Annotated in this window: 17 protein-coding genes; 11 read left to right on the top strand and 6 right to left on the bottom strand. The window is 44.2% G+C overall.

The window, feature by feature from the left end:
* The first annotated feature begins 54 nt into the window (after positions 1-54).
* The 8 genes from OH459_RS01170 (at position 55) to OH459_RS01135 (ending at position 10,984) form a co-directional block, all read left to right on the top strand.
* Entirely contained in the window at positions 55-3,183 is a 3,129-nt protein-coding gene (locus OH459_RS01170; RefSeq protein WP_269984703.1) for a TonB-dependent receptor, read from the top strand.
* 179 nt (positions 3,184-3,362) lie between these two features.
* Complete coding sequence (locus tag OH459_RS01165) at positions 3,363-4,682, top strand: PKD domain-containing protein (protein ID WP_269984701.1); 1,320 nt, start codon at positions 3,363-3,365, stop codon at positions 4,680-4,682.
* Between the two features lie 149 nt (positions 4,683-4,831).
* Positions 4,832-6,244: a PKD domain-containing protein gene (locus tag OH459_RS01160; protein ID WP_269984699.1), complete on the top strand. Its 1,413-nt coding sequence runs from the start codon at positions 4,832-4,834 to the stop codon at positions 6,242-6,244.
* Between the two features lie 206 nt (positions 6,245-6,450).
* A complete protein-coding gene (locus tag OH459_RS01155; protein ID WP_005450033.1) occupies positions 6,451-7,176 on the top strand; it encodes a Slam-dependent surface lipoprotein in 726 nt (241 codons plus the stop codon).
* A gap of 64 nt (positions 7,177-7,240) precedes the next feature.
* A complete protein-coding gene (locus OH459_RS01150) occupies positions 7,241-8,719 on the top strand; it encodes a surface lipoprotein assembly modifier (RefSeq protein WP_269984695.1) in 1,479 nt (492 codons plus the stop codon).
* Between the two features lie 154 nt (positions 8,720-8,873).
* Positions 8,874-9,734, top strand: a complete 861-nt coding sequence (exbB, locus tag OH459_RS01145) for a tonB-system energizer ExbB (RefSeq protein ID WP_017818307.1) — start codon at positions 8,874-8,876, stop codon at positions 9,732-9,734.
* A gap of 3 nt (positions 9,735-9,737) precedes the next feature.
* On the top strand, positions 9,738-10,169 hold the full coding sequence (gene exbD, locus OH459_RS01140) for a TonB system transport protein ExbD (protein WP_269984692.1): 432 nt from the start codon (positions 9,738-9,740) through the stop codon (positions 10,167-10,169).
* Between the two features lie 53 nt (positions 10,170-10,222).
* The gene (locus tag OH459_RS01135; RefSeq protein ID WP_269984690.1) at positions 10,223-10,984 is read left to right on the top strand and encodes an energy transducer TonB; all 762 of its coding nucleotides are present in this window, start codon (positions 10,223-10,225) and stop codon (positions 10,982-10,984) included.
* 105 nt (positions 10,985-11,089) lie between these two features.
* Here OH459_RS01135 and OH459_RS01130 read toward each other — a convergent pair whose 3' ends face one another.
* The 3 genes from OH459_RS01130 to OH459_RS01120 form a co-directional block, all read right to left on the bottom strand.
* Positions 11,090-13,111, bottom strand: a complete 2,022-nt coding sequence (locus tag OH459_RS01130; RefSeq protein ID WP_269984688.1) for a GNAT family N-acetyltransferase — start codon at positions 13,109-13,111, stop codon at positions 11,090-11,092.
* Between the two features lie 115 nt (positions 13,112-13,226).
* Positions 13,227-14,201, bottom strand: a complete 975-nt coding sequence (locus OH459_RS01125) for a ParB/RepB/Spo0J family partition protein (protein WP_017189806.1) — start codon at positions 14,199-14,201, stop codon at positions 13,227-13,229.
* A 7-nt stretch (positions 14,202-14,208) separates the two neighbouring features.
* Positions 14,209-15,426 carry an AAA family ATPase gene (locus OH459_RS01120; protein ID WP_005448834.1) on the bottom strand — a complete coding sequence of 406 codons (1,218 nt, stop codon included), beginning with the start codon at positions 15,424-15,426 and terminating at the stop codon, positions 14,209-14,211.
* Positions 15,427-16,665: 1,239 nt separating this feature from the next.
* On the opposite strand from OH459_RS01120, the gene OH459_RS01115 reads away from it, so the two are divergent.
* Complete coding sequence (locus OH459_RS01115) at positions 16,666-18,636, top strand: replication initiator protein RctB domain-containing protein (protein ID WP_005448836.1); 1,971 nt, start codon at positions 16,666-16,668, stop codon at positions 18,634-18,636.
* A 323-nt stretch (positions 18,637-18,959) separates the two neighbouring features.
* On the opposite strand, the gene OH459_RS01110 is transcribed toward OH459_RS01115, so the two are convergent.
* Genes OH459_RS01110 through OH459_RS01100 form a run of 3 tightly spaced genes read right to left on the bottom strand, consistent with a single transcriptional unit; the run spans position 18,960 to position 21,210 of the window.
* Entirely contained in the window at positions 18,960-19,427 is a 468-nt protein-coding gene (locus OH459_RS01110) for a hypothetical protein (protein ID WP_005448840.1), read from the bottom strand.
* Positions 19,427-20,359, bottom strand: coding sequence for an ATP-binding cassette domain-containing protein (locus OH459_RS01105; RefSeq protein WP_029790507.1), 933 nt, complete (start codon positions 20,357-20,359; stop codon positions 19,427-19,429). The genes OH459_RS01110 and OH459_RS01105 overlap by 1 nt, the downstream gene beginning before the upstream one ends.
* The gene (locus OH459_RS01100; RefSeq protein WP_053052511.1) at positions 20,356-21,210 is read right to left on the bottom strand and encodes an ABC transporter ATP-binding protein; all 855 of its coding nucleotides are present in this window, start codon (positions 21,208-21,210) and stop codon (positions 20,356-20,358) included. Before OH459_RS01100 ends, OH459_RS01105 begins: the two co-directional genes overlap by 4 nt.
* A gap of 361 nt (positions 21,211-21,571) precedes the next feature.
* Here OH459_RS01100 and OH459_RS01095 point away from each other — a divergent pair, with 361 nt between their 5' ends.
* Together OH459_RS01095 and ribA are read left to right on the top strand one after the other, a co-directional pair.
* A complete protein-coding gene (locus OH459_RS01095) occupies positions 21,572-21,769 on the top strand; it encodes a PA3496 family putative envelope integrity protein (RefSeq protein ID WP_005448843.1) in 198 nt (65 codons plus the stop codon).
* 166 nt (positions 21,770-21,935) lie between these two features.
* Positions 21,936-22,994 (top strand): GTP cyclohydrolase II, encoded by a 1,059-nt coding sequence (ribA, locus tag OH459_RS01090; RefSeq protein ID WP_080992757.1) that lies wholly within the window; start codon positions 21,936-21,938, stop codon positions 22,992-22,994.
* The last annotated feature ends 2 nt before the right edge of the window (positions 22,995-22,996 follow it).

Here is a 22,996-nt window from a genome sequence, read left to right as displayed (position 1 = left end):
TAGACATCTCATTCGGTGTAAAGAGCAGTTAGTAGACCGATTAAGGAAAGCAAGGTGCCGCTCCCTCAACGACGCCAAATATTGGCGATAATGATTCAAGCCAATCTAGGATTAGCCTCTCTCATCACACCTTTTGCCGCATGGGCAGAACAGTCAGTACAGTACGATATTCCACCAGGTAATCTTGACCATGTATTAAACCAGTTTGCGGTAGAGTCTGGTGTTGAGTTTTATCTCAATGCTTCACTTTCAGAAAACCTGCAAAGTCCTGGATTAACAGGTAATTATGACCCCGAACAAGCATTGACATTGCTGCTGGAAAACACAGGATTGAATGCCGAGAAGCAGGCTGATGGTGTTTATCAACTTTCTCCTTCCTCTGAAATGACACTCGACGCAATTCAGGTAAGAACGAGTTTTGAAGATGCTTATTATCGCGATAGTGATGGTGAGATGGCGATCTATGACGCCGATGTTGCCAGTGCCTACATGGGCAAAGAAGAAATAGAACGCTTCAAAGGCGCAAGCGCTGCCGATCTGTTTACCGGAATGGCAAATACCTTTAGTGGTGAGGCTCGTAATGGCGGTGGAAGCATTGATCCTAATGTTCGTGGTGTACAAGGTTTTGGACGAGTCCCTGTCGTCATAGATGGCACAGAACAAGGCATTTCCGTTTATAACGGTTACCGAGGCGCTTCAAACCGAAACTACATTGATCCAAACTTGATTGGTGGTCTGAAAGTTTACAAAGGCGCACAGATCAGTTCGGACGTGAACACCTCTGTAGGGGGCGCAGTACAAGTCACAACATTGGAGCCACAAGATATTGTGCCTGAGGGTGATAATTTCGGTATGGAGTTCGTGGCGGAAAGCAGCAGCAACTCAGTAAAGCCCAATAAAGCTCGCTTGCATACAGGTAAACGATGGCAAGATGTCCCAGTATACAATGAGTTAGGCGGCGTACCATTATATGACGACCCAGAAGTACGCTTTCAAACTAGAGATGATAAAGATGACAATCCGCTAAACGGTGAGGATACAGCTTATCGATTAGCTATTGCGGGCGTAAAACCAAAAATTGAATGGCTTGGCGCGTATGCATATCGTAATCGTGGTAACTACTACTCAGGCACAAATAAAACGGGTTTCTACTCCAAATCAAGAGATGGTAGCGGTAGCGAGATCGTTGCGGGCAGAAACCCATATTTGAACCCGGAACACATTGCATTGAGCCATATCCCTGGGCACGAAGTACCAAATACATCCTCTGAGATGGAGTCGTTCCTATTAAAAACAACCATTAATTTTAGCGATTACTATAAGTTACAGCTGAACGCGCGCTATACAGAGAGTACTCACGGGGAAATCCTCGCGAGTCGTTCAGATTATCGAAACAGTGACGGTCTGCCTCAATGGCCGCTAGCGAATGCCAAGATGCAAGCTTACAGCATCAAGTTTCGAGCAAACCCAGAAAGCCGCTACATTGACCTCAGTACTAACCTATGGACAACGTTAACGGATTCCAGAAGCAATACTGGCTATGGCTTTCCCAATTTTGTGAACTTTCGTAGCGAGACACCAGATATCATCATCAACACCTCGACCGTCAATCGTGATGAAAACCGTTTTGGCTTTGATTTTAAGAACAAAATGCTATTGCTCGATAACTTGGATGTCACGGTTTCCGGCAGCTACATGAAGCATGAATTGACCCCAAAAGAAGGTTTGGAATACCTCATTGATTTCTACGGTGGTCCTGTGCGCTCGGGAGAAAGAGAAGAATATAACGGAGCCGCGGTCATCGAATGGCGTCCACTAGATGCCTTTATTATCAATGCAGGCGTGCGCTATATCAGTTATGAAGCCACCGACTTTTACATCGAGAATCGCATCAAAACGGGCAATAGCGACGATGTTGGTCTTAAAGAATACAAGAAAGATGGTTATCGTCTCGCATTTCAAACCATTGAAACTTACGCCCCTGAAGAAATCGCACAAAACGTCGCGAATGCTGAGCATGAAGTTCGTGCAACGTTCACAAAAAAGAACATAAACCGAGAAATCAATCGCCTGCAACATTTGATCACCACCGATCCCACCCAAGCTGATACTTACCGTGAAGAGTTAAAACTGCGTCAAAATGAGCTCAATAACTTTGATTCACTGTTAACTGCAAAGGTAGAAGAGAAAACAACGGAAGCCAAAAACAAAACCAGTTTCGTTGAGGATCACCTAGTTGAATGGCGAACCAACAGTAAAAACGAACTGGATCTTGCTAACAACCCTTGTTTGATTGCCCAAAAGAAAGACAACTTTGTTGAAGGCAGCTGTAAAACCAAAGGACAAATTGATGGCAAGGACAACCGTAACCTCAGCTACAAGAACAGCGGCAGTGGTTGGATGCCATCTCTTACCACAACATGGCTAATCAACGAAAACAGCCGTGCGTATGCTCGATATGCAGAGACACTGCGATTCCCAAGCTTATTTGAGAGTACCAGTGGATTTTCTGGTAACCCATCAGCATCAGTACCCCTTGAACCAGAGCGAGCGAAACTCTTCGAGGTCGCGTACATTCACTACTTTGAGAACGCAAGTGCAAAGCTCACTTACTTTGATCAAACGATTGATGATGTAATGGATCGCGATCGATCCAGTTTTTCATTTGCCAATCTGGATAGCCAACGCACCAGTGGTATTGAAATTAACGGTATGTTCGATAACCAACTGTACTTTGCCGATGCGTCATTGGCTTATAACTTCCGCAATGAGGTGTGTGACAAAAACTCTGCAGCCCAAGGCTTCGTCCCAGCTCTTGTCGATAAAACCACACCATCAACAGAAACGTGTGTTCGCGGTGGCTTCACAGCAGCAAGCTATCTGGCAGCACAAGCGGCACCAGAGTATTCGGGTAGCTTATTAGTCGGAGCAAGGTTCTTTAATCAAGCATTAGAAAGCGGGTTACGCACCAACTATGTTTCTGGCAGTCATGAAGATGAACAAATTAAACGAACCGATGTAACAACATTTGATGCTTACATTAAATATGCATTTAACGAACACCTATCTGCAGAGCTTATCGGAAGCAACATCACCGATGTTTATTATCTTGAAGCTGGATCGGTATCTGGGATGCCTGCACCAGGAAGAACGATAGGACTCAAGTTAAACGGACGCTTCTAAACCTTATGAACGCCCCTTAAAAAGAAAACGTCTCACCCGAGGCGTTTTCTTTTTTCATTTTATTTTTACGGATTCCCAATTGCTATTCGGTGTAGTGGATGAAACTTCATAAAGCCCAATATAGGCTTGGTGTCCCAAACACCACCAAGCCTATAGAACCGTATATTTAGGATGATTTAATGAAACCCAACATGAAATGGACGCTTCTTGCTATCACCATTCCTTCGCTTATCGCTTGTGGTGGTGGTTCAGACTCAAACACTGCAGATTCACATAAAGCGCCTGTATCCGTTGTCTCTGGCTACGAAACAGCAAAAGTCGGAAACAGAATTCGTGTAGATGGACTGGGTAGCTACGGTGTAGATGCCAGTATCGCAACGTACACTTGGTCTATCAGCAAAAAACCACAAGGCAGTAACGTCAAGTTAAATAACGTAAATGCGGTCTCTCCATACTTCACACCAGACGTGGCAGGAGACTACACCGTTCAGTTAGTAACAAACGATGGCAAAAAAGACAGTAGCGCACAATCGCTGACTATCACCACAACAGAAGTAAATACCAACGTGGCGCCCGTTATTTATGCATCGGAAACCTACACGGCAGCGCTTGATCAAACCCTGAAATTAGACGCGAAAGCTTACGACGCTGATAATGATATGCTCAGCTACCATTGGGCTCTCAACTCAGCACCAAAAAACACCACGATGTCGTTGAGCAACGCAAGCACAAAACAAGCAACGCTAAAAGCAAACGTTGCAGGTGAATACAAACTAACTCTAACCGTCTCAGACGGTAAAGAAGAGACAACTAAAGAGATCACCATCAACTACTCTGCCGATAACGTAGCACCGGTTGCCATGGCAGGACGAGATACCACATTCGAATTGGGTGGAACCGCAACCTTAGACGCTAGCGCAAGCATTGATGGCAATGATTCAGGTATCACGTACCAGTGGGAATTTGTGTCCAAGCCTTCGGCAAGTACTGCAGAATTGTCGGATGCTACGTCAGCAAAACCAACATTCACCCCCGATGTCGAGGGTGATTATGCGCTTGCTCTAACCGTAAGTGATGGTGCTCTAAGCAGTGAAAAAGATTTCGTTCGAGTAACGGCATCGAAAGCAGGAACAAGCGACCTCGTATTGCACTTCAACGGTGAGAAAAAACAATGGCCGTTCGCAGAGGAGGTTACTCTGAATGAAGAAATTAAAGGTGAAGCGCCCAAATACGTACTCCTAGGGTCATTAACTCTTGAAGCCGTTGGACACGATTATGAGGTTCAGCAGATCTTTGCAATGGACGCAGTCAGCCTCACTCACGACGTTAAATTAAGCGGCATTGAAGATGGTAGCGTGCTACCTGTCGGCGATGAAATAGTTGTTAAGCTTTGGTCGGCGCCAACGCAAGGAAATACTGTTACATTGTCTTACGGTTTTATGATCAAAGATCAAACAAACTTTTATGCAGGTCTTGGCTACCACTTCCAAACAAACTGATCGTCCTGCACAACAATGACACATAAAAAAGCGCGGTCTCTCCGCGCTTTTTTACGGATATTCAAATCTCATTCGGTGTATCAGATAAAGCCTTTCTTTTACCGCGCCGCGTTATGGACCGCGCTTCTAATCAATTAGGATGAACTAAGATGAGTCTAAGCTCGAAATATACTCTCACACCATTGCTGTTATTACTTCTTAATGGTTGTAATGGTGGCGGTGGGAATGATGCCTCTGAACCCCAAACACCTAACAATCACCCCCCTATTGCGATAGCTGGGATCAATCAACATGTAAAGCTGAGTGAAAAAGTGGTGCATCTCGATGGCACGGGTAGCGTCGACTACGATCAAGACTCAATAGCCTTCTCTTGGAAAATGGTATCGAAACCCTTCAAGAGTAAGGCGGAGCTCATTAATCCAGAATCCAGAACTCCGCGCTTTGAACCAGACTTATTGGGCACTTACCTTGTAGAATTGGTGGTGAACGATGGCAAAACAGACAGCCGCCCTAACCAAGTAAAGATAGAAGTCATCAGGGAAGACGAAAATACACCACCAACGATTAAATTTACCAAAGATAAGTACACCGGTAACCTAACTCAGCAAATTAACCTAAACACAAGACCTCAAGATATTGATGGCGATAAATTGTCGTTTACATGGGAAGTGTTGTCCCACCCACAAGGCAGCAATTACTCTATAGCGAAATCGACTGTATATGATTTCAACTCAATCAAGGCTGATACGGAGGGCAATTATGTGGTTAAAGTGACTGCATTCGATGGCTTTTCTGAAGCTTCCGCTACGACCACCGCTTCCTTTTTTTATAAAAATGTCCCTCCACATGCGGAGGTAGATGGTTCAATGTTTTGGGTTCTTGATAACATGAGTGTCCCATTGAATGGCACACCCAGTGGTGATGCCAACGGCGATGTACTCACTTATGAATGGCACTTCACTAAAAAACCAAACGGCTCATCCGCCGTCATCGATGATCCTTATGCTGTGCTAACTTCATTTTCGCCAGATATCTCCGGGGATTACGTCGTCAGTTTAACCGTAAATGATGGCGAGTTTTCAGATAGCCATTCTGTGGGAGTTAGAGTAAGAGCGATTTCTGAATCCCAACCGCACACCAAACTCACACGCGGCTCAGATCCCACTCCTTTGCGACTGCCTCACAAGCAAAATGACGTCATCGATAAAACATCCGATACGGGTCCTATTCCTAACTATTACACTCTCGATAGCTATACTTTTGAAGCAGTAGGAAAGCCAATCACCATTACTCTCGGAAAGTATACGCTTAGTAGTAGCAACGACGATGTAACACCAAGGATATTAGTTGGTTCTCAAAGCTACTTTAATAAAGACCTTCAAGATAACGATGTCATTATTGTTATCCCCGCTGGTGACAGCTTAACCTTCCAACTACAAAGTCCACCGACCAACGGCAAAGTGGCAAAAGCCTCAATGGGCTTCAGCTGGAGTCTTAACGGTCCTAATGACTTTAGTATGGTTGAAAGAATTTCCACAACGATTGAATTTACCAGCCGTTAAAACACAAGCAGCTATCAAAAACGCCCACAGTTGTGGGCGTTTTGTTTTTTATTCGCTAACAATTTAAAAAATCACAAACTTATTTACGGGTTTTGTCTCCTATTTCGGTGTACTAAATGAGACCGCGTTAGTCATCTGTCGCGCGCACCGGATGCACTGGCATGGTCTCTTTCTTTAACTATTTCAATCAACAAAAGGAAGAGACAATGAAACCACTTCAACTTTCATGGATTGCAGCAGCAATGATTGGTCTAAGCCCACTTGTTCATGCAGGATTTGATGGCGCGATCAGTGATGATTCGCTTCGCCAAGTAGGAGAATCAGAAGTTTGGGTCCCATTTATTCACTCTAAAGGCAATGCAGGCATCGGTAAAACAGGTGGCAAACGAGTGGACTTTGAAGGTCTAGCTGGTGGTATTTTTGATGACGAGCGAAATGGTGTTCACACATCAGGCAGCAAACATTTTCAAGACAATTTTTACAGTTTTGTCCAAGTAGCGAATCAAGATGTGTGGTTTGGAGAATGGTACGAAGGTAAGAAAGATTCTGAGTTTAACAACCGTACCGTTTACTACGTCGGTAATGATGCAGGAACGACTGTACCAACCAGCGGCAAGGCGACCTACAACATTACTGGTATTAACAAGTTCTCTGGCGCAAACAAACTTTCAGGTACGTTTAACGCTGATTTCGGAGCCAAAACGCTAGACGGTTCAATCAACAATAGCAACCTAACGGTAAGTGTAGACGCAACGATTAATGCAGCAACCGCAGCATTTAATGGCACTGCTCAAGCTGTACAGAATGGCACAACCACGAATGGCGCTTCTCAAGGTCACTTCTTTGGTGCGAATGCTGCTGGCTTGGCTGGTATCGCCACCTTTACCAACAATAGCGATCTAGACACTGCTTTTGGCGGCGAGAAAAAATAACTCTCGATTCAATGAGTGATAACCAAGAAGCAGCCCGTGCTGCTTCTTTTTATATGGAATATTTATGGCGGTTAGAACCTCTTACACCATCGCTCTGACATCCCTGTTAGTGCCGTTGTTTTCTTTTCCCGTTGTAGCCAATGACCAAGATACGAATCTTCGCATTCAGCAAAGAGATGCGCTATCAGCACAAGAAAAAGAAAAGCGTCTCCTGCAAGAAGAAAAAGAACTCGAATTACAGAGGTCGAAGCAAGCTCAGGAACAAAGCTCGTCAGATCAAAGCAACGACAACTTAGGGCAAGCGCTTTACCTAGCAGTTAAAGGAAAGCAATGGTCACAAGTAGAAGTACTATTGAACCAGTATCAATCTTCACCCTATGCAGATCCTTTACTTATCCATTATGCCCAAGGCGGTCTATCACGCTATTTAGGTCGTTTAAGTGAAGCAGAGGCAGAGTACCGATCGCTTTTATCCTTATATCCGAATTTTCTTCCCGCTCAGTTAGAGCTTGCTCGCGTTTTGTTTGAGCGTAAGAAAAACCAAGACGCACACACCCTTTTCTCACAAATAAAATCTACTCTCCCTACTGATAACCCAAGGGCTGATGGTGTCAGACGTACTCTCAATGCCTTTACATCAGCACTAGAGCACAGAGATGCATGGCAAGGTGCGATCAGCTTTGGTCCAACTTTCAATGACAATCTCAATAGCAGCTCAGAAACCTATACTTGCTTAGTCCGTCATGAGACAGGAAAGTGTTTATTTGATCGAGTAACACCGGAAAAACAGAGAGCAGTAGGGTTAACTTTTAATGCAAGTGCGAATAAGCGCATTAGCTTCAAAGGTCATCATGGTATGAGTTTGCAAGCGCTGACGTATGGTTCTCGTTACAACAATCACAGTGAATACAACGAGCAAACAGCGAATGTTAGCTTTGGTTACAGCTTTCAAGACCAGCGTCATAGTATCTTGGTTGCGCCGTTGATCGAGTACAGCACATACGCGGATAAGAGTTTGTATTGGTCAACAGGTCTAAAGTTGAATGGATTCCATAGCTTAGACTCGAAAAGCGCATTGAGATGGGAACTAAAAGGCGAATACCAAGATTACCGTCCAACAAAGCTCGACTATCAATCAGATTGGCAATGGAATGCAAGCATCAACTATTGGCACCAGTTACCACAACAATGGCTCGCATTCGGTGGCATAGACTGGACGCATAAACAAAATGATCAAGATGTACATGCTTACCAGCTCTATGGTGGTCGAATCGGAGTCGTGAAAAGCGTCGAAGGTTGGCTTGACGCTAACCTGTTTGCATCACTGCGAGAAAGGCAATACAAGGGATATAACGCCCTACTCGATGCAAAGAGAAGAGACACAGAGCAAAACTATACTGTCACATTTTCCTCTCCAAAGTTGGTTTTTTGGACGTTGACACCCATTCTAGAGTGGACTCATAAACGGGTAAACAGCAACGTTGATTGGCTGTACACCTATCAGCAAAATGAGGTGAGCGTAAAATTTGAAAAGCTTTTTTGACTCTAAAATCACGGCAAACATGCTTTACAGTGTAAATTGACCCAAATATTTAAATTTATTTTACGGATTTCGTTACTTCATTCGGTGTAGTGGATAGAGCAGGCGCGAAAAGGTTATTTGCGCCATCAGTCATTTTCACAACGAGCAATGGATAATGAATAAGCGTTTTTTTCTCCTAGTGTCGGCATCTTTTAGTCTGGCACTTCTTCCCCTTTCTTCTTCTGCAACTGAGTCAACTGGTACTTCTATAAATAACTCAGTCACCGAAACACAAATAGCACCACCTTCTAACCCGCTCATCACCCACGATTTATCCCCAATGGGTATGTACCACGCTGCTGATTGGGTGGTAAAGGGAGTGATGCTCTCACTGCTTGCCGCATCCATTTTGACTTGGGCAGTTTTTCTTTTTAAACAAGTACAACTGATGAAAGCAACACGACGCACACAAAAACTACTTACTGAGCTTGTTGATGCAGAGTCATTGGAAAATGCCAAACAGACCACTCAGCCTTTTAAAGGCGTAGAATCCTCACTAATTTCAGCAACGCAGCATGAATTGCAACTCTCTTCTCTAGGCTCTGCTTCAGAAAATGGCATTAAAGAACGGGTACAACTGCGCTTAGAAAGAGTGCAAGCTGAATTAGGGAGAAGCATGACTTCACTGACCGGCATCCTCGCAACCATCGGCTCCGTCGGTCCTTTCGTTGGATTGTTCGGCACAGTTTGGGGCATCATGAATGCTTTCATCGGAATCGCAAAATCTCAGAACACGACGCTAGTGGTGGTCGCTCCGGGGATCGCAGAAGCCCTCCTTGCCACGGCAATTGGTTTAGTGGCAGCAATTCCAGCAGTGGTCATCTATAACTACTTCACACGTAAAATTTCTGGCTACAAAGCGCAACTCGCCGATGTCTCCGTAGCATTGATGATCTTGGTTAGCCGAGATTTGGATCAAAAGCGAATGCAATCTCACCAAGAACACAACGACACAGTGCTAAAGAAGGTGGGTTAAGCCATGGGATTTAAGCCAGCCTCAGACAGCGATGATATGGTTGAGAATCATGAGATCAACGTGACACCTCTGGTTGACGTCATGTTGGTGCTCTTAATCATAGTGATGGTTGCCGCCCCATTAGCGACAGTCAACGTTGCAGTCGATTTGCCGACGTCATCTGCAGAGCCTCAGCCTCAACCTGATAAACCAGTTTATCTCACGATTCAAAAAGACCTAACCTTAGTTGTGGGAGAAAAGCACGAGACTTCGCTTGCCGATTTGAAGCAAGCCCTAATACAAGCCGACGTTGAACCAGACACTCGGATATTTCTTCGAGCTGACAAATCTCTGAGTTATCAAGATTTAATGAAAGTGATGAATGAAATGGTCGCTAGCGGCTACAACCAAATTGCATTAGTTGGTGTAGAGCAAGCGTCGGGAGCGCCACAATGAATGCTCTAGCGGGACCATCTTTTCGTTATAGCTATAGGAAAAAACGTTTTGTTTTGACGGCTATACTACTGAGCGCCTCTCTTCACGCCTTAATAGCCATCGCTTACATGTGGACACCTGAGTATGACTTTTCCTCTCCGCCACAAGCGATACCGATTACAGTGAGTATCGTAGCACCAATGGCTGCCCCCAAAAACACGGTGAAAGCGGTTGAAAGTACAGTGCAACAAGAAGAGTTAATTCAACAAGCCCGTCAAGAGCAATCCGTAAAACATAAGCCCGAACAAGAGCAATCTCCAGCTTTAGTCAAATCCAAACAACCGAGCACGATTGCTGCAAACACTGAAAAGCCAATAAAAACAGAGAAACCAAAACCGAACAGATCAAAACCAGAACCAGAAAAGCAGTCAAAGGAAAAACAACCTGAAATCAATCAAACCGCCAGTTCAAAACCTAGCTTGGAGACGAAACGTGAATCCAAACAAATCAGCGCACTAAGGCAGGGTCAGCAATCCGAAGCAGCACGAGCGGCAAAGGTAAGTTGGCAACAAGCTCTGCATGCACACCTAGAACGAGAAAAACGCTATCCAAGGCAAGCGCGTCGACTTAAGAAGAAAGGGATGCCAGTGATTCGCTTTACTATGGACAGGGAGGGAAATGTTCTCGATGTAGAACTCGTAAAAAGCTCAGGAACAGCATCATTAGATAAAGAAGCGATTGAGCTTGTAGGACGAGCGCAACCGTTAGTAAAACCACCTTCAAGTGTCAAAGGCGCTCGCTTGACACTAACTCTTCCTATCAATTTTTCGTTCTAGCCAGCCTGAAAAACAAAGGAGAGAATTTACAGTGTAAACTCTCTCCTCTATCTAAATTCCTATCTATTCCACTTTACAGTGTAAATTACAAAACCGCGTATCGTTTTACACTGTAAATTTAGCGATTAAAGCTTGAAGCTCTTTGCGTATCTCAGCTTCGATTTGCTTACGTCCCGCCAATCCAAATTGTTTTGCGCACTCATTCCAATCTTTGTTTAAGAGTGACTTACTGATCAGCAGATCAGAAACATCAACCAAACCAAATTGAAGTAACCATTGTTGAAGCCATGTCGACACAGATTCAAAGCTATTACCACCTTGAGCATAGCACTCCACCAAAGTGAGCTTCGCCTTATTCAACGAGACAGCTTGAATTGGTTGGGATAACAACGTACGCATTAAACTCGGCTCAAGTCGTGGATAAATCGCAGAAGCACTCAACGACAATAATTCTTCAAATAGATGCTTAGACTCTTCAATCCAAGACTGCTGTTGGGCGTTACAATTGCGAATCATCAAAAGTGAATAGCAGCCACTCGCAGCGTCACGCATCGTTCCAAGTCGAATCGACTCATAGCCCGAGCGTTGCCAGAACTTTATGAGTTCTTCCGTTGCACCAAAGCTGGTGGACAAATAGGAAATGTGAGATGGCGTTGATTGCTCCAGCAATGACAACATATGTTGACCAATTCCTCGCCCTTGCAACTCTGGATGAACAGCGATACGCATCACACGTAATGTAGAAAGCGCGCCGACTTCTGAGTAGCCAAGCTGGTTAATAATGGTAATGGGAGCTAAATGCCCTTTTGGACGACGCTTGCCAAGCTGGATATCTTTAATTAGATTTTCGGCAAAGTTGCCTTCTTCCACGGTTAAAATCACACCGGCGATTTGACCTTGGTACTGAGCAACATAAACCTGACTGTTTTCATCTTGCAGCAAGTGAAGTAAATCATTAGGCGCCGTTTGATAATGCGCGTTGACCAATAGCGCAAAGCACGTTTTCAATACGGAAGGATTAGAAATCAGCTCGGACTTACGGAGATTGACCAATGCAATTTCACCAAGCTCTATTCGCTCAAACGGTTCAAGCTCTGCATTCAACAAAAACGCCTCATACAGCCACGACTCTAGATTGTCATTTGTACTCCAACGGATAGGCTGTTGAAGGTGGTGGCTTTTCATTCCTGGTCTTTGTTCTTTCAACCACTCAATAAACTTAAGCGTAAACCCTCGACCACACCCTTCATAACCATGTATCGTGCTCGAAAAAACCAAACGATGATAATGTTCCGTAATTTGCTTGAGCATTGGTACAGGGATCGCCGCAGCTTCATCCACTAACAACAAGTCACATTCCGGCATAGACGAAAGCAGCTCGTCTGGGGCAATAAATTGGATGTACCCCTGCCCTACTTCCAATCGATCTTTCTTAACTCGTTGCGCTGTTGAAAGTAATCGCAATGCATGCTGATAGATGGGTTCAACAGCTTTAATGCTTGGTGCGGTAACTAAGATATGCAGCGTCTTTTGCTTAAGAAGCTGTGCACAAGCGATACCTAAAGCGCTGGTTTTTCCACGACCACGGTCAGCAGTCAACACCAATGGACGCTTGCGGTGTCCCGTTACTACTTTCTCAACTAATGCTACCGCTTCAGTTTGTTGCTCAAACTGGTTTTCCTTCGCGCCAAATTGTACGCTCGATAGTGTCGGCAACGGAAGACTCTGGTCTATCACAGTCAGTTTTTGCCAATGCATTTGCATCCACAAATCAGCTTCGCTTGGTTGCTCTTGTTTATTGGCGATAACAAGCAGCAATCCACCGCCAACTAAAGCCCCAAGAGCAGCGGTAAAACTGTTGGCATCGACGCCTTTTCTCGCATCAAACAATAAAACATCGCACTCACGACCAAGCAACATATTGCCTTGTTTGCCAGACACACAAAAAGCCCCTTCAAGGGACCAATCACCAACACAGAACCAAGTCTGATCCGATTGATGTTTGTAAAAGTCAGCAATTAGCGCATCTTGCCATTCGGGCTCACCATAGATAGCCACGCCACGACGTTGAAACGCATCATGAGATTGAGTTTGAAGTTGAGAAAGGAATTCAGATTGAGCGAGCATTACGTATATCCGAGCATTAAACTGACGCCATGTTATCACATCTCGATTCACGGAGACTTTGCCAAATTGCAGACATAAAAAAACCGCCCGAAGGCGGTTTCAAAGAAGAATGTATTTACTTCATTTTACTCTCAACGAAAGCAAGAATTTCTTCCATCAAGCTGTCGTCAACTTTCTTCAAGTTAAGAGCAAGGTTATTGCCTTTGCGGCTGTAGCTTGCACGCCCTTTAACAAGATCAACTTTTTCAGCTTTCTTAGCTGGCTTCGCAGGTGCTAACTCTGCAATCCAGCTTTCAATGCTTTCTGTCACTTCTTTTGTCAGACGAGCAACACCTTGAGCTGTGCTACGTTGCCACAGGTAGCCTTCAGACGTACGGCATTTATCCAGCAGATTTTGTTGCTGTTCACCGGTTAGTGATGAGAATTGCTTGTGCAGCTTCACTATCGTTGGACGACCTAAGTCGCCAACATTCGGGTACGCTTGAAGAAGCTCTAACGGTAATGCCGCCGCTTTTAACGCACCACTCACCAATGCTTCGCTGCACTGGAACATTTTTGCCAGTGCTTTTTGGTCTTCTGCTTCGCCGCTTTCTAACTTCGCCTGCATCTCTTTACCTTTCTCGTAGAGAGACAGTGGCTTGTGCGCGTTTGCAACATCAGAAAGGAATTTCGCGTGGTCTGTGTTGATGCCGTCACCAACGTAAACCAAGAAATCTTGACCCGCTAAGATACAAGACATACGACGGCGGCTACCATCTAATACTTCAATCTTGCCATCTTGCGTGCGACGACCAACTGCTGGATATTGTTGACCACGTTCTTTCAACGTCACCAACACATCCGATAAAGCGTGTTCGTTTAGGAAAGATTGCTCACGAGCGTTTTCTGCAAATACGCTCGTGTCTGTCGCCACTTTATCCGCTGGGATTCGTACCAATTCAAATTGCACAGTATTCTCACCAGCGACTGCTAGTTCGATAGTTTGTGCTTTGTCTTTTGCCGCCGTTTGCGCTTCTTGAGGTGTCGCAACACGACGCTTATTGGTTTTACCAAATAATTTCGCGTTTAATTCAGACGTTTTCAATGCCATTTATTCATTACCCCTGATTCAATGACGGCCAGTTAGAGTGCAGTACGCGCTCTAGTTCTAATGCACTCTTGTGTACCGCATCTTGTGCAGTTGCGAGTGTTTTCTTACCACCTTCGAAGTCGCCTATGGTTAAGTCAAACACAGTGCTGTAGGTATCAGCACAGGTTTCGAATGCACGACTGCGAGGAATGGTAGCCATCATAACTTGGTCACCTAGAAGATAGTTCATTTCAGTTAGAACAGAAACTTGCTTCTTGTTGTCGTCTTCAAACATAGTAGGCATCAGACGAACAAACTCAAGACCGTTCCAATCTTCAGGGAACATCTCATAAACCGTTGGTAGGTGTTGGAAGAAGTTTACTGTCGAAGCCCAGTCAAGACGCTTCGCCGCACAAGGAATCAATAGCGCGTTCGATGCGTACATTGCGTTCCATACTAGCGGGTCAACGTGTGGACCGGTATCAATCATAATTACGTCGAAGTCATTCGCGATCTTGTCAATCAACTGCTCTTTCAGCAGACGAACGATATCTAGCGATGGGTCTTCAGAGAGTGTTTGCCACGCTTCTGCGTTGAACATTGCGTCTTCTGGGAAAGCAGAAATCGACTTCAAGTTCGGATATTGCGTCGGCAACAGTACGTTCTTGTGAAGGAATTCACGATCGATTTCAACACCATCAGGCACGTTACCCAACATGATATCGACAGCAGAATAGATGTTGTCGTGTTCTGCCACGCTAATTTGTGGGTTCAAAAACAGACGCAGAGAGCCTTGAGGGTCAAGGTCAATCAAACAAATACGGTAGCGTTTATCTAGGTTTAGAGCCAGACACGCCGCCAAATGAACCGCGGTCATCGATTTACCCGTACCACCCTTTTGGTTTTGTACGTTGATGATCCATGGTTTATTTTCAGAATTCTTTTTGCGTTCATGGAATTTTGGCACTTCCGCCGCATCCATTAGCATGTGCGCTTCTTCAAGCGTGATTGAATAATGGTTAGCATTATTCTTTGTAAATTGATGACCTTCCGCTTCCATCTTGCCGATAGCATCGTCTAGTTTACGACGAGTTAAACCAGAGCGGGTTTCCATCATTGCCTTAGACATTGGTGGGAAGTAGTTGTCACTACGCTCTTCCAAAACAATCTCAATACGGTCAGCTTGAACTTGTTGCGTCAGCTCTGCTAATTCCTGGAGATTTTCAATCGTTGTTTCTCTTTTCATGCCAAATTCCGTTGGAAGGATATCTGCATTTCATTGTACAGCACTACAACACAAAAACAACAAAAAGGTGCACAAGCATTTTGAATAACCATCACATAAAAAACACTCACAAACGCCTGTTTTATGATTTCACCATCAAAACATCACAAAATTTAATCAAAACCCTGCGAATAAAGTGCTTCAAACTCAACTAGATTTAAAATGTCACACTGTCACTTATTTACAATGTAAATAGCATTAATCTCGGAACGATTATAAAACAACGCTAAATTACGGATAGTGTGAGATGAATCTTATGTTGGATGATTTTCAGTGTCTCTTTAAAGAAATGGAAAAAAACCACACCTTGATCATGCATCCAGTACGTTAGAACGTATATTTAAGTGAAATGAAGCGGAAGTATGATCAAGGGGAGTTCTTGATCATACTTCCGGTACTCACACCAAAATCGAAAGCATGATCAAGGAAATCAACGCATCATTTACATTGCAGCTCGTTTTTTCAAACGGATCAATTTACCGGAAAAATGATCAAGTGAATTAACCACTCGGAAGCATGTAATTCTCAAGCTAATTTACGGAAGAATGCAGACAGACTGGGGGATAGAGGCAAAAACGAATATAAAATCACGGAACGATGAAAACAAAGCGAATGCAAAATGTAGAAACTCATCTGATGATCATGCTTCCGTTTAATTAACGCTAATCATTAATAAGAGGCACAACCAGCAAAGTAGAGTAAGTTTTCATCACATGCGCAAATAATATCCAACTCAATGAACAGAACGATAAAAAACCTCTCTCTTGATCATCGATCCGAGTGTAAAATGACAATGTTTCAATATGCAGAAACCGAAAGTTTTCCATTTGAACCGCTAGGATCTGTGGATAAGTTGTACAAATATCATGATCATCGTTTCAAGGCTGTTTTGATCATCTTTTCAGAAACTTAATGATCATGCTTACGACGTTTTGTGATCATGCTTTCCGGCTCATGTTGATCATCGTTTCGATATAATCATGATCATAGTTCCGTTAATGAACTTTTAAATATCATTATAAAACAAAAACTTACAGAGCCAAAAATCTCCAGATCATTAGATCATATAATCAATTAAGATCAGAATAATCAGAAAGATCAGTTATTTAAAAACCCAAGATTTTTTCTTTATTTATGATCTGTTTTTCTTTATCCTTCGGAACCATAGCAAAACTACGGCTAGTGTGATCTGGATCTAAAATGACGGCTGATGAAAAAATTCTGATTAAAGCGCCAAGAAGCCATAAGGATGGGCACCTTTTTGAGGTACACGAATCTTCTGCAGATTGGGTAGAGCAATACCAACACTTCAAAGGGGTAACCAAAAGCATCTTGGAGTTACTTAATCTGATCTCTTTAAGAGGGTTCAGCAGCAAAGATGGTTTGGTATCTACAACTGAAATTGTTGAAGCGACAGACGGTCAATTGACCAGAGCTGCATTACAACAGCGCCTGCGTGCTGCCGTTAACATTGGTTTGTTTACTCAAACACCAGTGCGTTTTGAAGAAGGTCTCGCAGGTAAAACCATGCTGCATAAGTTCGTTAACCCGAATCAACTTATTTCAGCCTTAGGTGCCACCAGCTTAGTAACTGAAAAAGTTCGTCAAAACGAAAAGCAAAAACGTTCTAAAGCGCTAGCACAAACTCAAGTGAATAAACGTTTACTGAACGAACATGGTTTAAATACTCCGCCGATGATGAAAGATGAAGCGGATCAATTTGTTGTTTCACCAACCAATTGGGCAGGGATCATCGACCAAGCTCTCGCGCCACCGCGTACTCGAAAAAGTTATCAAAAATCCATGGTGTCGATCTCTGGCACAAAAGCGGTGATTGAAACTCGATCGTCTAAAAATATCATGACGGTAGATGATCTGATGACTTTGTTTGCTCTGTTTACTCTAACGGTGCAGTACCATGATCATCACAAAGATCAGTACCACATGGATGCGGCGCATGTTCCAAACAAAACTCCTCTGTACATTACTGATATTCTGTCGTTACGTGGCAAAAAAGACAGCGGTCCGGCACGAGATTCCATTCGTGACAGCATCGATCGTATCGAGTTTACCGATTTTCAATTGCATGAGCTGACAGGGCGTTGGCTTAGCGAGAACATGCCTGAAGGCTTCAAGAGTGACCGTTTCCGTTTCTTAGCGCGTACTATCACGGCATCGGAGGAGGCTCCAACAGAAGGCGCTGATGGCGAAATTCGTATTAAACCAAATCTGTATATCTTGGTTTGGGAGCCATCCTTCTACGAAGAACTGCTTACGCGAGATTATTTCTTCCTGTTCCCACCAGAAATTCTGAAGCAGCACACTTTGGTGTTCCAACTGTATTCATTCTTCCGTAGCCGCATGGTACGTAGACATACGGACTGCATGTTGCTGAGCGAATTGAACCAGAAATTAGCGCGCAATATTGAGTGGCGTCGTTTCTCCATGGATCTGATCCGTGAATTAAAACGACTATCGGAAGGGGCTGGGAGCGATGATCATTTTGTTGTGAATCTTTGGGGATATCACTTGACGATCGAAGCGATGATCGAAAACGACAAGGTGATGGATTACCAAATCGACATCAAATGCGATGTGGAAGAGGTGCTGCGTTATTCTCGTGCTCGTACAACCAACGCAGGAAAGCGCAATATGGCGCCTACACTGCCAAACCCACTTCGCAATGAGATGGTGACCAGGCAGCAGCTAGATGAGCTCTCAGGTATCATAGACGGCGAATTTGAGCCTATTCAGCGTAAAGCCCCGTCTCCACGTGGCAATTTAGGTCGCCGAGTGAAACAGAAAAAGCACTTGGTAGAGATCAATGCTGACGAGATAACCATAACTCTATCTAAATATACCTCTCCAGAGGCTCTAGAACGCAGTATAACGGCTTTATCGGCGATGACAGGGCATTCGTATGCCTCGATCAAAGAAGAGTGTTCTGACTTCATTGAGAAGCTTGATTTCTTGAGAGTAGGGGATGCACCGCTTCCATACGAGACATTAAGTAAGACAGTCGAACTGTTTAATAGCCAAAATGATGTCAAACATCTCACCATTGAACGTTTAATTGCGGGCTTAGCTGTCCGTCGTAAGGTATGCCGTCAGATCTTTGAAGGTCATATGGATGAAATGGTATTCAGAGCACTTGATGAGATGGCGATCTGATATCAACCAAGCGGATACTTATCGAGTGATAAGCATGAGTAATTGATTCAGAATGTAACAATGAATTGCACTGATGGAAATCAGACTTAACTCTTACAAACCACTGACATTGCAACGCTGAGCGCAGACTAAGATTTATCCCGAATAGACAACCTTTTGTCCTTTCTGATGATTAATAGATTGGCTCATATTGTTACATTCATTCTGAATAGACTTCGCGAGTTTCTCCTCAAGAAACTCGCTTTTTTTTATCTAAAATTCCTGTCTTTTGTATCCACAAAATCCATTCGGAACAAACAAGCAACCTTGATCATCTTTCCGGATTAATGACGTAATCCTTGATCATGCTTCCTAGTTTCATTCCAATTTAACGATCGCATCAACGCAACGTGTGACTCGATCAAGCTGCTTGCTTGTTGCTGCCACTCATTTTGATCGTGCTGTTGATTGCAAAACTCCAACGCCAGAACGGTCAAATGTTGCAATCGTTTGAGGCACCAATCCTTGATTAGAAGATCGGTCATCGGTTGGCAAGCCGCGTGTTCTAGCTTTGCACTGGTGTACTGTAGGATTTGAAACGCTTTTTTATGGTCTTGATGCCTAGCGTATTGAAAGACTCTTAGGCAGCCATCTAGCCAACAAGCGATGGCTTTACTCTGTTCGTCCGTTAATTCTGGACCAAATACAGAAACAGGTGCTTGATATAAGATCGCTTCTAATCTTTCTACTTGATCATGCTTCCGATTATCGTACCAATCTGAAATATGATCTTGCCAGGTCATCAAATTCATTAAGCTGCCTCAGTCCATTGTTTTACAAAGTGGTTTGGTCCGATTTGATCGAATTCTTCAACGATAACACTGCTGCGATTACGGATCTCATCGGCATCTACTGAATAGTTTGGTTCACTTTCCACTAGGTTGCCAAACGGCAGATCAGGATCTGGCACCGCAGAGATCAACAACTTAGTGTACGGATGCTGTGGGTTCTTTAAGATCGCTTGAGTGTCTCCCCACTCTACGATCTGTCCTTTGTACATTACTGCGGTTTCTTCGGCGATGTAATGTGCGGTTGCAAGGTCGTGAGTGATATACAGAAATCCGATTCCAAGCTCTTTCTTCATGCGCTGCATTAGGTTGAGCACACCCAAACGAATCGACACATCCAGCATCGATGTTGGCTCATCGGCAAGGATAAGTTGTGAGCCTACCGCCAGAGCTCGCGCGAGATTGACGCGTTGACGTTGACCGCCACTAAGTTCATGAGGGAACTTGTTCAGAGTTTCCTCTGGCAGCTCGACCAAATCCAGCAGTTCTAACAGCTTGGCTGGGATTTCTTTGTCACTCTTCACTTGCTTATGAATCTTCAGTGGGCGAGTTAAGTGATGACGAATAGTATGGGTTGGGTTTAAAGAGCCAAACGGGTCTTGAAACACCATTTGGACCTTGCTGCGATAATCCTGAATCTCAGCGCGAGCGGTAATATCGTTGACGTTTTTCCCGTTAAATAGGATTTCACCATCACTGGCTGGATACACTTTGGTAATTAATCGAGCGCAGGTACTTTTCCCACAACCAGACTCGCCTACCAGAGCAAGGGTCTTTCCTGCATAAAGATCAAAACTCACGCCCTGAAGCGCGCGGAAGGTTTCTTCTTTGGCAAAACCACCACCGACTTTGAATTCCTTGATCACGTTTTTCATTTGGATGATCGGTTCACTCATGCTGGTGCTCCTTCCGTTTGCGGTTGTTTGTGTACATCGTGGATATTTGGGAATGAAGCCCATAGCTTTTGGGTGTATTCATGTTGAGGATGATTGCGGATTTCGTATGAACTATTCACTTCGACAATCTTGCCGTGGCGCATGATGGCAATGCGGTCGCACAATTGGCTCATGAGCGCTAAATCGTGGGTAATAAAGAGCACAGAGAAACCAAATTCGTCACGCAACTGATAGATTTGCTGCAAGATTTCGCGTTGAACCACTACATCAAGTGCTGTGGTTGGCTCGTCCATGATGATCAATTTGGGATTGAGGGATAGGGCAATCGCAATCACTAAACGCTGACGCATGCCTCCGGAGAACTGGTGTGGGTATTCTCCCAGACGATTTCTCGGAATGTTGACCAAGTCGAGAAGCTTCTCTGCGCGGTCTTTGGCTTGCTCGTTAGTTAACCCTTTGTGGTGGCGTAATACGTCGGCAAATTGTTCCTGAACCGTGAGTACCGGATTCAGCGAGTTCATGGCACTTTGGAACACCATCGCAATCTCGCTCCAGCGTAGCGTATTTAGATCATTATCAGGTAGGCGAAGGATGTCTCTGCCTTCAAATAGAATTTGTCCACCAGAGATAAACGCGGGCGGCTTGTGTAGACGGTTGATAGAGAAAGCAATGGTACTTTTGCCGCAGCCAGATTCTCCAGCCAGACCAAATATTTCGCCCTTGCCAATATCAAAGCTCACTGATTTAACAGCATTGAAGTCACCGTTATCAGTGATGTAGTCCACGCATAAGTCTCTGATCTGAATAACAGGATCAGAGTGGAATGCCTGGTTCAGGTTAAGTTCACTCATAATTACACCTTACCAATACAAAAGATAATTATTATCATTATCAGGTGTGTAAGGTTTGCGAAAGATAAAACCGTCTAATCAGTGAAGTGACTCGAAAGTTGAGTGTAATAAAAAGATTTTTTTCCGTTATGGAAGTGTGAATTTATGAGGGAAAAATGAGAGCTGGATCAGCTCACTTTTCGTAGGGGGAATTCTTCAAATCTAAACGCTAAAAACGTGGTTTGCAAAAACTAAATGATGAATCTATTAAAGAGTTAATGAAAGGTCGAAAGGGGTCACATTTCCCCACTGTTTTTCTTACCTCTGCATTGGGGGTTTGCTATAGATTACCCATCGAAAACATGGTGTGTTCGGAGGAAATATGTCCATTAATTCTATCGACCATGAAGAGATGAGCAACATCGCTCACAAATGGGAACTCCCAGAAGAAGAAGCCGTTGTGAGACCCGAGAAAACCGTGAAGTCTGCCGAAGCAAGACGTCGTATTGAAGCACTTCGAGAAATCCGTGAAAGCGGCTTGAGCATCGAAGAAGCAAGGGAACTTGGCTTAATTCACTAATTCTCACACTGCGGTATAAAAACCATGGGGTAGTCATAGGGCTGCCCTTTTCATTTTTCTGATTTACAACCAATTATTTGACTTTCTTACCCTGCGTTACTAAAGCTTATATCAATAGCAATATGCTTTTTGTTGACTATTAAACAGCAACGTCAGGAGTACGATTATGGTTGATCAGATCCTTTTCTATGAGCCCGATGAATCCCACGGTTTTCTCTCCAACTTTTGCCAAGCTCCAATCAAAGTTTCCACCCAATCTTGGCCCACCAGCGAACATTATTATCAAGCTCAAAAATTCAGTGACCTCAAACTGCAAAACAAAATCCTCTTAGCGAAAAGCCCCGACGAAGCCTTTGCTTTAAGCCGTAAGTATCAGCACCTAGTCCGAGAAGATTGGGATAACGACAAACTTTCTGTGATGGCGTTTATCGTCCGTGAGAAGTTTTTGCAAAACCCTCAGCTTGCCAAACAGTTGATGCAGACAGGAAACGCCTGTCTTACCGAACATTCGCATAAAGATGCCTTCTGGGGCGATGGCGGTGATGGCTCTGGTGAAAACCATTTAGGGGAGATTCTGATGAACGTACGTGCTGAACTAAAACATGTAGAGCCATATAGTCTGGTTCGCTTTGTCGATAAAGCCAAACTGCCAACTCAATGGGGCACGTTTATCATGCATGGTTTTATCGAGAACGCGACAGGAAAAGAACATCTCGCCTTGGTGTATGGCGACCCTGCAAACACTAAAGCGCCGCTGATTCGCCTGCATTCAGAGTGCTTAACTGGTGATGCGCTGTTCAGTACGCGTTGTGATTGCGGCTTCCAGCTTAACCGTGCATTGCAAAACATTGTCGAAGAAGGCTGCGGTGTGTTGCTTTATCTGCGCCAAGAGGGCAGGGGGATTGGCTTAATCAACAAGATTCGTGCGTATCACTTGCAAGACGAAGGCGCAGACACGGTCGAAGCCAATGAACGTCTTGGCTTTGCCGCAGATATGCGTGACTACGCGTTTTGCAAAGGGATGCTGGAGCATCTTGGAATCGATGAAGTACGTTTGATGACCAACAATCCACGTAAGCTTGCAGCGCTGAAGAAGGTGAACATCAACGTGATAGAAAGAGTGCCACTGCAAGAGGGCAATAACCCGCATAACCAACATTATCTGCAAACCAAAGCCAATAAGCTCGGTCACATGTTCGATCCCAAATTTGTTGAACAAGATTAAGC

Origin of the sequence: Vibrio sp. MM46 (genome assembly GCF_027587135.1) — a bacterium.
GTDB lineage: Bacteria > Pseudomonadota > Gammaproteobacteria > Enterobacterales > Vibrionaceae > Vibrio > Vibrio harveyi.
This window is presented reverse-complemented; position numbering and strand designations above follow the sequence as displayed.

Excerpts from the sequence above, each read along its gene's own strand:
- exbD (WP_269984692.1), top strand. The coding sequence starts at position 9,738 with ATGGGATTTAAGCCAGCCTCAGACAGCGATGATATGGTTGAGAATCAT.
- exbB (WP_017818307.1), top strand. The coding sequence starts at position 8,874 with ATGAATAAGCGTTTTTTTCTCCTAGTGTCGGCATCTTTTAGTCTGGCA.
- OH459_RS01100 (WP_053052511.1), bottom strand. The coding sequence starts at position 21,210 with ATGAGTGAACTTAACCTGAACCAGGCATTCCACTCTGATCCTGTTATT.
- OH459_RS01130 (WP_269984688.1), bottom strand. The coding sequence starts at position 13,111 with ATGCTCGCTCAATCTGAATTCCTTTCTCAACTTCAAACTCAATCTCAT.
- OH459_RS01150 (WP_269984695.1), top strand. The coding sequence starts at position 7,241 with ATGGCGGTTAGAACCTCTTACACCATCGCTCTGACATCCCTGTTAGTG.
- OH459_RS01115 (WP_005448836.1), top strand. The coding sequence starts at position 16,666 with ATGACGGCTGATGAAAAAATTCTGATTAAAGCGCCAAGAAGCCATAAG.
- OH459_RS01165 (WP_269984701.1), top strand. The coding sequence starts at position 3,363 with ATGAAACCCAACATGAAATGGACGCTTCTTGCTATCACCATTCCTTCG.
- OH459_RS01155 (WP_005450033.1), top strand. The coding sequence starts at position 6,451 with ATGAAACCACTTCAACTTTCATGGATTGCAGCAGCAATGATTGGTCTA.
- OH459_RS01110 (WP_005448840.1), bottom strand. The coding sequence starts at position 19,427 with ATGAATTTGATGACCTGGCAAGATCATATTTCAGATTGGTACGATAAT.
- ribA (WP_080992757.1), top strand. The coding sequence starts at position 21,936 with ATGGTTGATCAGATCCTTTTCTATGAGCCCGATGAATCCCACGGTTTT.
- OH459_RS01105 (WP_029790507.1), bottom strand. The coding sequence starts at position 20,359 with ATGAGTGAACCGATCATCCAAATGAAAAACGTGATCAAGGAATTCAAA.
- OH459_RS01160 (WP_269984699.1), top strand. The coding sequence starts at position 4,832 with ATGAGTCTAAGCTCGAAATATACTCTCACACCATTGCTGTTATTACTT.
- OH459_RS01125 (WP_017189806.1), bottom strand. The coding sequence starts at position 14,201 with ATGGCATTGAAAACGTCTGAATTAAACGCGAAATTATTTGGTAAAACC.
- OH459_RS01120 (WP_005448834.1), bottom strand. The coding sequence starts at position 15,426 with ATGAAAAGAGAAACAACGATTGAAAATCTCCAGGAATTAGCAGAGCTG.
- OH459_RS01095 (WP_005448843.1), top strand. The coding sequence starts at position 21,572 with ATGTCCATTAATTCTATCGACCATGAAGAGATGAGCAACATCGCTCAC.